Source organism: Candidatus Accumulibacter phosphatis (genome assembly GCF_012939955.1).
Lineage (GTDB): Bacteria > Pseudomonadota > Gammaproteobacteria > Burkholderiales > Rhodocyclaceae > Accumulibacter > Accumulibacter delftensis.
On record NZ_SPMY01000002.1, the window covers coordinates 21,657 to 36,223 of the forward strand.

The 14,567-nt window shown below is 62.1% G+C and carries 13 protein-coding genes; 10 read left to right on the forward strand and 3 right to left on the reverse strand.

What is annotated here, in order from left to right; all coding sequences use genetic code 11:
• Positions 1-13 precede the first annotated feature (13 nt).
• The 5 genes from argB to E4Q23_RS00520 all read left to right on the forward strand — a co-directional run bounded on the left by argB (position 14) and on the right by E4Q23_RS00520 (position 6,380).
• The gene (gene argB, locus E4Q23_RS00500; RefSeq protein ID WP_169064825.1) at positions 14-901 is read left to right on the forward strand and encodes an acetylglutamate kinase; all 888 of its coding nucleotides are present in this window, start codon (positions 14-16) and stop codon (positions 899-901) included.
• A 13-nt stretch (positions 902-914) separates the two neighbouring features.
• A complete protein-coding gene (locus E4Q23_RS00505; protein WP_169064890.1) occupies positions 915-1,559 on the forward strand; it encodes a pyrimidine 5'-nucleotidase in 645 nt (214 codons plus the stop codon).
• 121 nt (positions 1,560-1,680) lie between these two features.
• Positions 1,681-2,133, forward strand: a complete 453-nt coding sequence (locus E4Q23_RS00510) for a PAS domain S-box protein (RefSeq protein ID WP_169064826.1) — start codon at positions 1,681-1,683, stop codon at positions 2,131-2,133.
• Positions 2,130-5,288, forward strand: a complete 3,159-nt coding sequence (locus tag E4Q23_RS00515; RefSeq protein WP_169064827.1) for a PAS domain S-box protein — start codon at positions 2,130-2,132, stop codon at positions 5,286-5,288. Before E4Q23_RS00510 ends, E4Q23_RS00515 begins: the two co-directional genes overlap by 4 nt.
• A gap of 15 nt (positions 5,289-5,303) precedes the next feature.
• Entirely contained in the window at positions 5,304-6,380 is a 1,077-nt protein-coding gene (locus tag E4Q23_RS00520) for an acyltransferase family protein (protein WP_336511573.1), read from the forward strand.
• Here the strand turns inward: E4Q23_RS00520 and hemB are convergent.
• Both hemB and yihA read right to left on the reverse strand, forming a co-directional pair.
• Complete coding sequence (hemB, locus tag E4Q23_RS00525) at positions 6,373-7,401, reverse strand: porphobilinogen synthase (protein WP_169064828.1); 1,029 nt, start codon at positions 7,399-7,401, stop codon at positions 6,373-6,375. The two genes, E4Q23_RS00520 and hemB, sit on opposite strands and share 8 nt — an antisense overlap.
• A gap of 194 nt (positions 7,402-7,595) precedes the next feature.
• Entirely contained in the window at positions 7,596-8,309 is a 714-nt protein-coding gene (yihA, locus tag E4Q23_RS00530; protein ID WP_169064892.1) for a ribosome biogenesis GTP-binding protein YihA/YsxC, read from the reverse strand.
• 122 nt (positions 8,310-8,431) lie between these two features.
• Here yihA and E4Q23_RS00535 point away from each other — a divergent pair, with 122 nt between their 5' ends.
• The 5 genes from E4Q23_RS00535 (at position 8,432) to ilvN (ending at position 13,633) form a co-directional block, all read left to right on the forward strand.
• The gene (locus E4Q23_RS00535; RefSeq protein ID WP_169064829.1) at positions 8,432-9,067 is read left to right on the forward strand and encodes a c-type cytochrome; all 636 of its coding nucleotides are present in this window, start codon (positions 8,432-8,434) and stop codon (positions 9,065-9,067) included.
• A gap of 137 nt (positions 9,068-9,204) precedes the next feature.
• The gene (locus tag E4Q23_RS00540) at positions 9,205-9,636 is read left to right on the forward strand and encodes a CBS domain-containing protein (protein ID WP_169064830.1); all 432 of its coding nucleotides are present in this window, start codon (positions 9,205-9,207) and stop codon (positions 9,634-9,636) included.
• Between the two features lie 335 nt (positions 9,637-9,971).
• Entirely contained in the window at positions 9,972-11,249 is a 1,278-nt protein-coding gene (locus E4Q23_RS00545; RefSeq protein ID WP_169064831.1) for a cation:proton antiporter, read from the forward strand.
• Between the two features lie 387 nt (positions 11,250-11,636).
• On the forward strand, positions 11,637-13,319 hold the full coding sequence (ilvB, locus tag E4Q23_RS00550) for an acetolactate synthase large subunit (protein ID WP_169064832.1): 1,683 nt from the start codon (positions 11,637-11,639) through the stop codon (positions 13,317-13,319).
• Positions 13,320-13,324: 5 nt separating this feature from the next.
• On the forward strand, positions 13,325-13,633 hold the full coding sequence (gene ilvN, locus E4Q23_RS00555; RefSeq protein ID WP_169064833.1) for an acetolactate synthase small subunit: 309 nt from the start codon (positions 13,325-13,327) through the stop codon (positions 13,631-13,633).
• Between the two features lie 42 nt (positions 13,634-13,675).
• On the opposite strand, the gene bioC is transcribed toward ilvN, so the two are convergent.
• Complete coding sequence (bioC, locus tag E4Q23_RS00560; protein ID WP_169064834.1) at positions 13,676-14,566, reverse strand: malonyl-ACP O-methyltransferase BioC; 891 nt, start codon at positions 14,564-14,566, stop codon at positions 13,676-13,678.
• Position 14,567 lies beyond the last annotated feature (1 nt).

Here is a 14,567-nt window from a genome sequence, read left to right on the forward strand (position 1 = left end):
AAGGACTCCAGCCATGAACGATCGTGTGTTCACCCCTGCCAACGAAGCTGCCATTCTCGCCGAGGCGCTGCCGTACATCAAACGCTTCCACGGCAAGACCATCGTCGTCAAGTACGGCGGCAATGCGATGACCGACGAGCATCTCAAGCAGTGCTTCGCGCGCGACGTGGTACTGCTCAAGCTGGTTGGGATGCACGTGGTGGTGGTGCACGGCGGCGGTCCGCAGATCGAAAACCTGCTCGCCCGAGTGGGCAAGAAAGGAAAGTTCATTCAGGGAATGCGCGTCACCGACGCCGAAACGATGGACATCGTCGAGATGGTTCTCGGGGGCCAGGTCAACAAGGATGTCGTCAACCTGATCAATCAGGCGGGGGGCAAGGCTGTTGGACTGACCGGCAAGGACGGCAGCTTCATTCGCGCCAAGAAATTACTGCTGGCCAACCACGAGAACCTTGGTGACCTGATCGACGTCGGTCAGGTCGGTGATATCACGCAGATCGACCCGTCGCTGATCGGTCACCTCGAGTCAGGCGGCTTCATCCCCGTTGTGGCCCCGATCGGCGTTGGCAAAGGCGGCGAGACGTACAACATCAACGCCGACGTCGTCGCCGGCAAGATCGCCGAAATCCTCAAGGCCGAAAAGCTGGTACTGCTCACCAATACGCCCGGTGTCCTCGACGAGAGCGGACAGTTGATCACCGGCATGACGCCCAAGGAGATCGACCAGTTGGTGGCCGACGGGACCCTGTCGGGCGGCATGTTGCCGAAAATCAGCTCGGCGCTCGATGCCGCACGTAACGGCGTCAGGAGTGTGCACATCATTGATGGCCGTGTCGAACACGCGCTGTTGCTGGAGATCCTTACCGATCACGGCGTCGGCACGATGATCAAGTCGCATTGATCAGGGAACTCTGCTGAGAGCGTCCGCGCCGGTCTGGCTTTTCGACCTCGACAACACTCTGCACGACGCCAGTCCGCATATTTTTCCGCAGATCAACCGTTCGATGGTGGCGTACATCCGCCAGCACCTCGGTGTGGACGAGGAGGAGGCAACGCGTATTCGGCAGGATTACTGGCAGCGCTACGGCGCCACGCTGCTCGGCCTGATGCGCCATCATGCAATCGATCCCAAGCATTTTCTCTGGCATACGCACCAGTTTCCTGACCTCAAGCGGATGCTGGTCTTCGAGCGCGCCCTGAAGGCCATGCTTGGTCGCTTGCCAGGGCGCAAGATTGTCTTCTCGAACGCGCCGCTGCGTTATAGTGAGGCGGTTCTGGAAATGACCGGTGTTCACCGCTGTTTCGACGCCATCTATTCGGTCGAACGCCTTCGCTTCCAGCCGAAACCGGCAGTTGCTGGCTTTCGCCACCTCTTGCGTAGCGAGCGTCTGAATGCGCAGCGCTGCATCATGGTTGAAGATACTCTGCCCAATCTGCGTACAGCGAAGCGACTCGGCATGAGGACCGTCTGGGTGAGTGCGGAAACGCGCCAGCCGGCTTCGGTCGACGTGCGGCTGGTTTCGATTCTCGACTTGCCGCGCCATCTCGCCCGGCTCTGAAGCGCGGCCGATATATCTGCCACGACAGCGCTTCCCGCACCTTCTTTTCCGGGTAAGCGCTGCTCCACCGCGGCCTTCCACAGTCGTGTACACTTTCCCCGAAAAATTTCCGTTGGTCGCCATGAGAGAGTCAGGTTCACTGGAACAGCAGCTACTTGAGTACAAGGCTATCCTCGAGCATTCGGGGAGTGCCGTGGTGTGCACACGCAATCGCCGCGTGTACCGCTGCAACCCGCGCGCCGAAGCACTTTTTGGCTGGCCGGCGGGGACTCTTGTCGGGCAGCGGGACCGTGTCTTCTATCCCGATAGCGCGGCCTGTGAGGCGCTGCGCGAGCAAGCGCGTGCGGCACTGAGCGTCGGCGAGACACTCGATATCGAAATGCAACTGGCGCGCCGCGACGGCAGTGGCTTTGTCGCTCATCTCATCGGCCGGGCGATTGACCCTGCCGCGCCGGGCCAGGGTGCCGTCTGGATTGTGCGCGACATCACGCAGGAGGTCGACGCGCGCGAGTCCAGCGCGCAGTTGCTGCGCGAGCAGCAACTCATTTCGAGAACGCCGAAACCGGTATCGTGATCCTGCGCGATCGCCTCATCCAGCGCTGCAACCGGCGTTTCGCCGAGATTCTCGGCTATGCGCCAGACGAATTGATCGGGCAGTTGACGCGCATCTACTACCCGAACGAAGAGGCCTGGCTGGAAACCGGGCAGAAGGCCTACGCGGCGATTCGCGAAACCGGCATCTACCGCGGCGAGACGGCGTTTGTTCGCCGCAACGGGACGCCGATCTGGAGCCATATCACCGGCAGCATGATCAATCAGGCGAAGCCCGATGAGGGCTACATCTGGCTCTACGAAGACGTCACCGCGAAGCGCCAGGCGAGCCGTGCCATGGACGCGCTGCTGCGCGAGCAGACGCTGCTCTTCGAGCGTGCGCCGATCGGCATCGCTTTTCTGCGTGACCGCATCATCCGGCGCTGCAATCCGAGCTTCGAGAGGATCTTTGGCTCCCTGCCAGGTCAACTGATCGGCCAGTCAACGCGCGTTTGCTTTGCCAGTGATTTGGCCTGGAGCGCAGCCGGCGAACGCGCTCTGCGCGGTATCGACGAAGGCGGGACTTTCGTCGGCGAGGTCGAGTACTGCAAGGCCGATGGCACACCGATCTGGTGCCAGGTGACCGGTAGTCTGCTCGACCCGGCAAATCATGACGAAGGCCACGTCTGGCTGTTTCAGGACATCACCGCACGCCGCGCAGCCGAAGAGGCCCTGGTCGAAAGCCTCTGGGAGCAGCAGCTGATTTTCGACAACGCGATGATCGGCATCGCGTATCAGCGTGAGCGCACGATCTTGCGCTGCAATCGCCGTTTCGAGGAGATCTATGGCTTTCCGCCAGGCGGTCTTACGGGACAGCCGACGCGCCTTCTCTATGCCAGCCAGGAAGCGTGGGAAGACGCCGGGCAGCAGCTCTATGGTCAGGGTGCAGCGCTTGGGGCCTTTGAGGGGGAAGTCCTTTTCTGCCGTCGCGATGGCACTCCGATCTGGGTCCATGTCATCGGCCGTCCGATCGAGGAACAGGACGAAGGCCAGACCTGGATCTGGACGCACGAGGACGTAACGGCGCATCGCGCTGCCCAGGATGCACTGCGGCAAAGCCATCTCGAGCTCGAGCATCGCGTTGCCGAACGTACTCATGAGTTATCGCAACAGCTGGATTTCATGCACCAATTGGTTGAGGCCATCCCGGGTCCGGTGTTCTACAAGAATCGTGCCGGCTGCTACCTCGGTTGTAATCAGGCTTTCCTCGAAATGATCGGCAAATCACGCGCAGAAGTGGTCGGAGTAAGCGTCTACGACGTCGCACCGCGCGAGCTTGCCGATCGCTATATGGCGGCTGACGAAGAACTCTTTCAGCGCGCCGGTTCGCAGGTCTACGAAGCGCAGGTGCTGCGCGCCGATGGCCAGTACCGCGACGTCGTTTTTCACAAGGCGATCTACGGTGCTCCCGGCGAAGCGGCTTGCGGTCTGGTCGGAGTCATGCTCGACGTGACCGAGCGCAAGCGTATGGAGCAGCGTCTGCAGCAGGCGGCGACGGTTTTCGACAGCAGCGCCGAAGGCATTACCATCACCTCGCCAGAGGGCGAGATAATCGCCGTCAACCGTGCATTTTCCGAGATCACCGGTTACTGCGAGGACGATGTCGTCGGTGTCAACCCGCGTATCCTGCAGTCCGGGCTTCAGGACGCGGACTTCTACCGCGAAATGTGGCGGACCCTGCACACCTGTGGGCGCTGGCGGGGAGAATTGTGGAATCGGCGCAAGGATGGGCAGGCGTTTCTGGAGTCGTTGACGATCAGCGCCGTCAAGGATGCGCAGGGCCAGGTGACGCATTATGTGGGCGTCTTCTCGGACATCACCGAGTTGCGCAAGGCGCACGATCAGCTCGACCACCAGGCGCATCACGATCCGCTCACCGGCCTCCCCAATCGTCTCTTGCTCGGGGATCGCCTGGACAAGGCGCTGCAGCGTGCTCGGCGCGACAACCGTATTCTGGCGGTGCTGTTTGTCGACCTCGATCGCTTCAAGAACATCAACGATACCCTCGGCCATCAGGTCGGCGATCGCGTTCTCTGTGAAGTGGCGCGGCGGCTGACCCGGCTCAGGCGTGAGGCGGACACCGTTGGTCGTCTCGGCGGCGACGAGTTTCTGATCATCATCGAGGATCTCGCCGATCCCACAGCTGTATCGCATATCGCGGACAAGATTCTGAGCCTCTTGCAGGACTCTCCGGTGACCGTCGAACAGGAGTTCTACGTCGGCGCCAGCATCGGTATCAGCCTTTTTCCCCAGGATGGCGGTGATGCCGAAACGCTGATGAAGAATGCCGACGTGGCCATGTACCGGGCCAAGGAGCGCGGGCGTAATACCTACGAATTCTTCACCAAGGAGTTGACCCAGTCCTCACTGGCGCGCCTGCAGATGGAAACCGACCTGCGGCGGGCCATTGAGCGCGGCGAGTTGCGGGTCTTTCTGCAGCCGCAGTTCTCGCTGAGCAGCGGTGAGCTGGTCGGCGCCGAAGCGCTGGTGCGCTGGCTGCGTCCGGAGCTGGGTCTGGTGATGCCGGGCGAGTTCATCAAACTTGCCGAGGAGTCGGGGCTGATTGTCCCGATCGGCGAATGGGTCCAACAGACCGCCGCGGGCCAGTGGGCGGCGTGGGTCGCCGCCGGCTTCAAGCCCGGCGTGCTGTCGATCAACGTCTCCGGCGTCGAGTTCCGGCGCGGCCGAATCCAGGAAACCGCTCGCAAGACGCTGGCAACGTCGCGCCTGCCTGCGCAATTCCTCGAACTGGAAATCACCGAAAGCGCGATCATGACCCAGGCCGAGAACAGCGGCCAGGTTCTCGACGCGCTGCGGGACATGGGACTCGGCCTGGTGATCGACGACTTTGGCACCGGCTATTCCTCGCTTGCCTACCTCAAGCGTCTGCAGCCCAACAAGCTGAAGATCGACCAGAGTTTTGTGCGCGGCTTGCCCAGCGACGCCGAGGATCGGGCGATCACCCGCGCGGTGATCGCCCTTGCCCATAGCCTGCAACTGACGGTTATCGCCGAAGGCGTCGAGACCGAGGCGCAGCGCGATTTTCTGGCTGGTGAAGGCTGTGATGAGATGCAGGGTTACCTGCGCGGCAAGCCGATGCCGCTCGACGAGTTCCGGCAGCGTTTCCTTGCGGGCTGAATCGAGGTGGCGGAAGTGACTTCCCGATTGCCGTTCATCGATGCGCTGAAGGCCGTGGCGGTGCAGTTGATCGTCCTGCATCACCTGGCCTTTTACGGACCCATGTCTGACCATGCCTACGCGCTGATTCCGGACCTTATCTCCTGGCTGAGTCAGCACGCGCGCGCGGTGGTGCAGGTGTTTCTGGTTATTGGTGGCTTCCTCGCTGCGCGCAGTCTTGCTCCGGCTGGCCACCTGGTGTCGGCGCAGCCCTTGCGCCTGCTCCTGAAACGTTACCTGAAACTGGCCGTTCCCTACCTCATCGCCCTGGTGATCGGCATTGGCTGCGCGACCATTGCCCGTGCCCTGATGACTCATGATTCCATTCCTGAGTGGCCGACGCTGCGGCAGTTCCTGGCGCACGCGCTGCTCCTGCAAAGCATCCTCGGTTACGAGGGGCTGTCGACGGGTGTCTGGTACATCGCCATCGATTTCCAGTTGTTTGCGCTGTTGCTGGGGACTCTCTGGCTGGCACGTGGGATCAGTTGTGGCCTCGGACGCGGCATCGCCGGCGCGGCGATCGTCGGTCTGCTACTGGTCGCCACGTTGGCCCTGTTTTCTCTATACCACTTCAACCGCGACGCCGAATGGGACAACTGGGCGTTGTATTTCTTCGCGTCCTACGCGCTCGGGGCGCTGACGTTCTGGGCGGCGAATGCGAAGCACGCCGTGCGCTGGCTGTTGCTGATTGCCGTAGCGGTGGTCATGGCCCTGCTGCTCGACTACCGTTCGCGTATCGCCGTGGCGCTGGTGGTGGCTCTGGCCCTCGGCCTCGCGAGCCGCTACGGCTTCCTGGTGCGCTGGCCGAAGTCCTCGCTGCTCGCCTACCTGGGGCAGATTTCCTACTCGGTATTCCTGATTCACTTTCCGATCTGCCTGATCGTCAACGGGCTGTTCGTGCGTGTCGCCATGGCTGATCCGTGGCTCAATCTGGCTGGAATGGTCGTCGCCTGGGCGGCCAGCCTGCTGGCCGGCGGGCTGTTCTACCGCTTCGTCGAAGGTCCGGCGCAGCAGGGGTTTCGCGGATTGCGTGCAGCGCCTGGCCTCACCTAGAGGTTTTCAACCATCCCGCCGCGCTCAGGGCGAAGTAGCTCAGGATGCCGTCTGCACCCGCCCGCTTGAAGGCCAGCAGGCTTTCCAGGACGCATGCTTCTTCGTCCAGCCAGCCGTTCTGGGCGGCGGCCTTTAGCATCGCGTATTCGCCGCTGACCTGGTACGCGTAGGTCGGCACTTGGAAGGTTTCCTTGACCCGCCGGACGATGTCGAGGTAAGGCATGCCCGGTTTGACCATCACCATGTCGGCGCCTTCGGCGAGGTCGAGGGCCACCTCGCGCAGCGCTTCGTCGCTGTTCGCCGGGTCCATCTGATAAGTGTGTTTGTTGCCCTTGCCAAGATTGCCGGCCGAGCCAACAGCGTCGCGGAACGGGCCGTAGAAGCTCGATGCGTACTTTGCCGAATAGGCCAGAATGCGCGTATGTATCTGCCTCGCCGCGTCCAGTTCGTGACGGATGCGGGCCACACGACCGTCCATCATGTCCGAGGGGGCGACGATGTCGGCGCCTGCCTGGGCGTGCACCAGCGCCTGCCTGGCGAGTACTTCGAGCGTTTCGTCGTTGAGCACATAGCCGGCGGGGTCGTCGGCGTCGATCAGGCCGTCCTGGCCGTGGCTGGTGTAGGGGTCGAGGGCGACGTCGGTAATCACGCCCAGTTCCGGGAATTCTTTTTTCAGCGCCGCAACCACCCGTGGCACCAGACCATCCGGGTTGTACGCTTCTTCGGCTGCCGCCGTCTTGCCGGCCGCGTCAATGACCGGGAACACCGCCAGCGCCGGGATACCCAGTCGCAGTGCCTGCTCTGCCGTCTTCAGCACGCGGTCGAGGCTCTGCCGTTCAACGCCCGGCATCGACGCGATCGGCTCGCCGCGGTTGATGCCGTTGAGGACGAAGACCGGGTAGATCAGGTCGTCAGCGCTCAGCCGCGATTCGCACATCATGCGGCGGGAAAAGTCGTCGCGGCGCATGCGGCGCATGCGCGTGCCAGGGAAGCGTGCTTTGGGGTCGGCTTGGTAGTCCATAGAATTCGCTACGATTAAATAGATACGATTGATGGGAAAAAACTTCTTGCCGGGAACTATCGCTGGTCAGTGCGCTCTTATCTGGCGGATGGCTTCGCCATCCCCCGCTTCACCTCCCTGAGCGGGTGCCTTATTCCTGTAAGGCATGTTGCCCCCGGCCCCCCCTTTGCCGGGGGCTTTTTTTTGCGCCTTGACTAGTGACACTTGGTGACACTGCTGCCGCTGCGCGCACTCCAGCCGATGGCGCCGCGCTTCTTGGGGCGGGCTTTCTTCTCGCTGGCCAGTCCAGTGCGCGGTGCCGGCTCGTCCTTCAGCGGCAGGTCTAGCCAGCCAGCGAGGACCGCTTCCGCTTCCTTGACGCCGGATTTCTGCAGGCTCGAAAACAGCTGCAGGCTGAAGTTCTCGCCAATTTCCGCCAATACCTCCTGGACCTCGCGAAAAACCAGTGTCTGTTGCTGGCGAGTCAGCTTGTCAGCTTTGGTCAGCAGGACGTGAATTGGTTTGCCGGTTGGCGCGAACCAGCCGAACATCTGCAAGTCGAGTTCGGTGAGTGGATGGCGACTGTCCATGATCAGCACCAGACCACAGAGCGCGTCGCGGTGGCGCAGGTAGGGCGCGAGCAAGCCTTCCCATTGCGAGCGGATCTCCTCCGGGGCTTTTGCGAAGCCGTAGCCTGGCAGGTCGACGAAGTACTTTCCTGGTTCGAGCAGAAAGTAATTGAGGTGCTGCGTTCGTCCCGGTGTCTTGGAGACAAAGGCCAGGCGGGTGTGATTGGCCAGCGTATTGATTGCCGACGACTTGCCGGCGTTCGAGCGTCCGGCAAACGCAACTTCGCACTGCGAATCGGCGGGTAGATCCCGCAGCTTGGCCACGGTCGTGCTGAAGGCAGCTTTCTGGAAGAGTGGCATCAGGGAACCCGAGAGTAGATGGACCGGCACGTGTCCAAGCAGCAAACTGATATAGAATATCAGGTTTGTCGCTTGGCTTCGCCGGCCTCAGAGTAGTCATTGTTGTCAATGGGAGTTTGGACATGATTCGTACAACGGCAGTTGCGGTTCTCCTGGCCGCCAGTTTACCCGCCTTCGCGTCAGAGCAGGCACCAGCAAAGCTTGACTTGGCAAAAGCCAAGGAGATTGCCGAAGGCCTTTGCGTTGCTTGTCACGGCGCCGACGGCAACAGTCCGACCTCGGCCAATCCGATTCTGGCTGGTCAGATCCCGCAGTACCTGTACAAGCAGCTGACCAACTTCAAGTCGGTTGACGGCAAGCCCCCGGTACGTGATAACGCGATCATGGGTGGCATGGTCGCGGCGCTCTCCGATGAAGACATGCACAGCCTGGCGGTGTATTTCTCGCAGCAAAAGATGACACCTTCGGTGGCGACCAACGAGAAACTGCTTGCCCAAGGCCAGGCGTTGTGGCGCAAGGGCGACTTCGAAAAGGGCATTCCGGCCTGCGCAGGCTGCCACGGACCCGCCGGTGCCGGTCTGCCGGTGCAGTATCCGCGCCTGGCAGGACAGTACGCGGAGTACACGGTCAGCCAGTTGAAGACTTTTCGTAGCCACGAACGCGCCAACGACGCCGAGAGCATGATGCGCGTCATTGCCGGCAAGCTCTCCGACCCGCAGATCAATGCCGTCGCCGAGTACGTTGCCGGTTTGCGCTAGGCGTTCTGGCTGCTGATTTTCTCGCAGGACTTGGCGGCGAATTTCACGACACCGTAGCACGGGGAAGACTTTCCTTGGCAATGGGCGGCGGACGCTCTAGTATGGTGGCGTGACTTCTTGACCAGAAAGGACGTTTCATGAAGACGCTCAAGCAAATCCTTGCTAGCAAGGGTGGGAAGCTGGTAACCGTTGCACCGGACGACTCGGTTTTCTCGGCCTTGCAGGTGATGGCCGAATACAACGTCGGTGCGGTCCTGGTGATCGAGAAGGAGCAGTTGCTGGGCATCTTCTCCGAGCGTGACTATGCTCGCAAGGTCTCCCTGCAGGACAAATCCTCGCGAGACACGCGGGTTCGCGACATCATGAGCGGCAAGGTGCTGTACGTGACGCCCGACCAGACGGTGGACGAGTGCATGGCGATCATGACCGAAAGGCACTTCCGTCACCTGCCCGTTCTCGATGACGATCACACGCTCCTCGGCATCGTTTCCATCGGCGACGTGGTCAAGGAAACGATTTCCGAACAGCAGTTCATCATCCAGCAGATGGAAAAGTATATCGCTGGCTGATTGCCGTATCGGTTCTTCCGGGGCGCAGTCCCGGGCGAGGCCGACAGGCCAGCGATGGTGCCAGGACCTCCCAGCACTTTTTTGCCAACGGGCGCATCCTCTCCGTCTGACGGGCCTCCGTCCGCCGTTCCGGCAAGCTTTCCAGAACGCAGATCTCCACCCGTCTTGCCGACGCTGTCGTCGCTCTGGCAGGGCTGCTCGCGTGCGCCGAGCGGCGCTGGCGGAAGCGCGTCGGCTGTTGTGTGATCAAGGCCTGCTGGCGAACTGCCTGCAGGAGCCCATGCGTGGCGCGATGATTCTTGTTCGCGACGCGTGCTTGGCCTTCGAATCGAACCATGACTTATCCCACCATCCTCAGCGCTTCCGTGTTCCTGCTTATCGTTTTCGCGGTCGAGCGTCTTTGCCGGCGTTCGGGTGTGCCGTCGGTGATCGTATTGGTCGCCAGCGGCCTTTTGGCGCGGCCGTTGCTCGACTCCGTTGGCGTGACACTGGGCTGGGCAGGTACCCTGGTGCCCATCATCGGTACCATCGGCCTGGTGTTGATCGTGCTGGAAGGCGCCCTGGACATCGAATTGCGACGCCAGCGTCTGCGCCTCATCGCCGCGACCTTTCTCCTGGCGACTGCGGGTTTTGTCATCGCTACCCTCAGCTTCGCGCTGGCCGCGCGCTGGGTGTTGGGTCTCGACGTCGTGCAGGCCATTCTCCTGGCAACCTCGGTAGCCGTTATCAGCAGCGCGGTGGCCATTCCCAGCTGTACGTTTCTGCCGCCCAAGGCGCGCGAGTTCATTACCTACGAAAGTTCGATGTCGGACATCATCGGCGTCCTGGTTTTCTTTTCGCTGCTGGGTTCGGACGGTACGCTTTCTGGCGCTCTGTTGGCGCTGCTCGGTGGCGGCGTGCTGTCCCTGCTGTTGTCGATGCTCTGCGCTCTGGTGCTGATGCTGCTCTTGCTGCGAGTGTCTGGGCCGATCCGCTTCGTGCCGCTGTTGGCGGGCTTGTTCGCCTTGTACGCGACAGGCGAGCTGCTGCATCTCTCGCCGTTGATCATGGTGCTCTTTCTGGGCCTGTTGCTCAATAAGCCGTCGCTGGTTACCCGCTTTCGGCCGGTAAGCCTGTGGATAAGCAGAGAATACGAAACGACGCTGTCCGAGTTTCGTACCCTGGTCGTGGAACTGACCTTCGTCGTGCGCGGCTTCTTCTTCGTGCTGTTTGGCTACTGGACAGATCTCTCCGACCTCACGTCGTCGTCTGCCTGGTTGGGTGCGGGCCTGGTCTTGGCGGTGGTCTACGGTAGTCGTTTCATCATGTTGCGGTTGATGCTGGGGCCGGCGGCCGCCGGGCCTCTGATGTGGATTGCCCCGCGCGGCCTGATTACCGTCCTGCTTTTCCTACACGTTCGCGAAGCGTTCTTGCTGCCCAGTTATCTCGACGCTTCGATCATGCTGGTGGTCCTGGCGTCGTCAGCATTGATTCTGATTGCCAGTTATCAAGTCAACCGCCAGGTACCGCTGGCCGCCGCGCCGCCGTTGCCAGCCCCTGATGACGAGGCGCTGCCAGCGGCAGGTGATGCGGGCGGTGCGCAAGGGAGAGCCGAGGCCGGCGGGCACGACTGAGCCTGTCGCTGCGACAGTCTGTTTGGTCGGTGCTGCTGATCCCGTGTAAGGCTTGCATTATTTTCCACGCTCGGTTCTAATTGCGTTTCGGCTCAAATGACTTCTACGTGACCACGATGCGCCACTTCCACGACCATAGTACTTATCCGCTTGCTTCCACTGGTGCGCTTGTGGTCGTTGCTGTCGGCGTCTCTCTGCTAGGCGTCGTACCCTTGGTACGCGTACCAGGCGACACACCGTCGAGGGCCGGGAGAAGAGCAGTCAAAGTGTAGAAAGAAACGACAACTCATTCCAGAAACCCCCGCCGGTGCAAGCCGAGCGGGGGTTTTCTTTTCTGACGCCACATTCGACCAAGTCAGCAGCGCAATTCAATTCAAGGAGAGTCTCTTGCCCAAGCAAACATCCGAAACCCTCACCGGCGCACAGATTGTCGTGCGCCTGCTGGAACGACAGGGCGTTCGCACCCTCGCCGGCATCCCCGGCGGAGCAATACTGCCCATTTATGATGCCTTGTCACAGTCGGCGCTGATTCACCACGTGCTTGCACGGCACGAACAGGGCGGCGGTTTCATGGCGCAGGGGATTGCGCGTACCACAGGCTTGCCGGCGGTATGCCTGGCGTCGTCGGGCCCCGGGGCAACCAATCTACTCACCGCAATCGCCGACGCCAAGCTGGATTCAATTCCGCTGGTGGCAATCACCGGGCAGGTGCCGAGAGCGATGATCGGCAGCGACGCCTTTCAGGAAGTCGATACCTATGGTCTGAGTATCCCGATTACCAAGCATAACTTCCTGGTCAACTGTGCCGAGGATCTGCTCGAAGTCGTTCCGCGGGCTTTCCGGATCGCCGCTTCGGGTCGGCCGGGGCCGGTACTGATCGACATCCCGAAGGACGTTCAGAATCAAGTGGTCGAGGTCGGCGAGTGGCCCGCGGTCGGCGTCGCCGAGATCGTTCCGGCGCCAGCGGCTGAACGGGTCGCCGTCGCCGCGGCGATGATCAACGAGGCTTCCCGGCCGATTCTCTACCTCGGCGGTGGTGTCGTGCATTCGGGAGCGTCCGCAGCGGCTGTGGCGCTGGCCGAAAAAGCCGCTCTACCGACGGTGATGACCCTGATGGCCCTCGGCGCGATGCCGGTCGAGCATTCCCTGTCGCTGGGTATGCTCGGTATGCACGGCGCGCGTTTTACCAACCTTGCGCTGGACGAGTGCGATCTCCTGATCGCTGTCGGTGCGCGTTTCGACGATCGTGCGACCGGCAAAGTGGCCGGTTTCTGCCCGCAGGCGAAGATCGTCCATATCGATATCGACCCCTCGGAACTGGATAAGATAAAGACCGCGCATGTCGGTATCGCCGGTGACGTCGGGGCCGTGCTGCAGACCTTGCTGCCGGCCGTCGAGGAGCAGCAGCGGCAAGCCTGGCTGGCGCGCGTGGCCAGCCTGAAGGCAGCGCATCCGCTACGCCTGCCGGGAATCGACGATCCGCGTACGCCTTACGGATTGATCCGCGCCGTCGCCGATTGCCTTGACGATCAGGCGACGATCACCACCGACGTCGGTCAGCATCAGATGTGGGTGGCACAAGCCTACCCGCTGCGCCGGCCGCGCCAATGGCTGACCTCGGGCGGCCTTGGCACGATGGGCTTCGGAATGCCGGCAGCGATCGGCGCGGCTCTCGCCGAACCGGAACGGACGGTGGTCTGCTTTACCGGTGACGGTAGCATTCTGATGAATATCCAGGAACTGGTCACCGCTGCCGAGGAGAAGGTCAATGTCAAGATCGTGCTGATGAACAACTCATCTTTGGGCCTGGTCTTCCAGCAGCAAACGATGTTCTACGGCGAGCGCATCTACGCTTCGAAATTCAAGGGCATGCCCGACTTCGTTCGCGTTGCCGAAGGCTTTGGCGTGCCGGCCATCGATCTCGATACGGCCAGCGATCCGCGTGCAGCCCTGGCCGAGGCGTTGTCCAGCCGCGGCCCGATGCTGATTCACGCCAGCATCGCCATGCACGAACAGGTTTTGCCGATGGTGCCGCCCGGTGCCGCCAACAAAGACATGATCGGAGGCTGAAAACCATGAACACGATCTCAAGAATGGAAAACCAGGCTGTGGCTCGTACGGTGCTCGAACTGGACGTCTACAACCACCCGGGTGTCATGTCGCACGTCGTCGGTCTGTTCTCGCGCCGCGCCTACAACGTCGAAGGTATCCTGGTGATGCCGGTGGGCAGTGGCGCGACCAGTCGCATCTGGCTGTTGGTCAATGAAGACCAACGTCTGGACCAGATGGTCAAGCAGGTGGAGAAGCTGGAGGACGTCCTGGCGGTGCGTCGGCACGGCGCCGAACACGAGGTCTTCATCCGCCTCGAGGAGTTCTTCCGCTAAGTCGGAAAGTTCGGCCGCCGGCGCTCGTGGCTGGCGGCCCGCTCAACGCATCCGCTGCTGCGGGTCGAAGCGGACGATGCTCAGTCCGGCGGGGGTTTTTCTCGGCGCCGCTTTCCAGGCGTGGCCGTAAACCACTTCCACCGTCGCTGGCACGCGGCCATCGTCGGCGGCGAGCCGTGCGTACGCCGCGCGTGCCCTGGCCCATGCCGCCCGCCCCGTCAGGCCATGGCTACGTGCCTGCATGGCGCAGGTCGAGCCGCTATGGCGCAGATCGATGAGCAGTTGGTCGAAGCCGGCGTAGGTCATGGTCAGCAGTTCGGCGTCCATCACCGGGTCGGAAAAGCCGCATTCAAGCAACATGTCGCCGTAGTCATGCATGTCGGTAAAGCGCTGGGTGTGCACATGGCCGTCCTTGAAACTGCTGCGCAGCTCCTTCAAGGTATCCGGTCCGAAGGCGGAGAACATCAGCAAGCCACCGACGTCGAGCAGGCGATGCGCTTCACGAAATGCTGCCAGCGGGTCGTCAAGCCAGTGCAGCATGAGGTTCGACCAGAGCAGGCCGATCGACTGCGGCGGGAACGGCAGCGCGCCGGCATCCGCCGCCAGCAAGGGCGTTCGCTGGCGACGCAGGAAGGGCATCAGCCAGCGCAAGCGTGAGCGCGAGGCCTGGCTGGCGCGCAGCATGTTTTCGCAGAAGTCGGCGCCGATGAGCAGTGCTCCGGGATAGCGCGCGTGCAGGGCGGTGAGGTTGGCGCCGGTACCGCAGCCGAGATCGAGAATGCGCTGCGGCTCGATGCGCACGTAGTCCAGCCTGGCCAGCATGCGGCTCGCGATCTCGCGCTGCAGCACGGCCACTTCATCGTAGCTGGCCGCGGCGCGGGCAAAACTGCGTCGCACCTGGCGCTGATCAACGAACTGCGCCGGTGCTTTCATG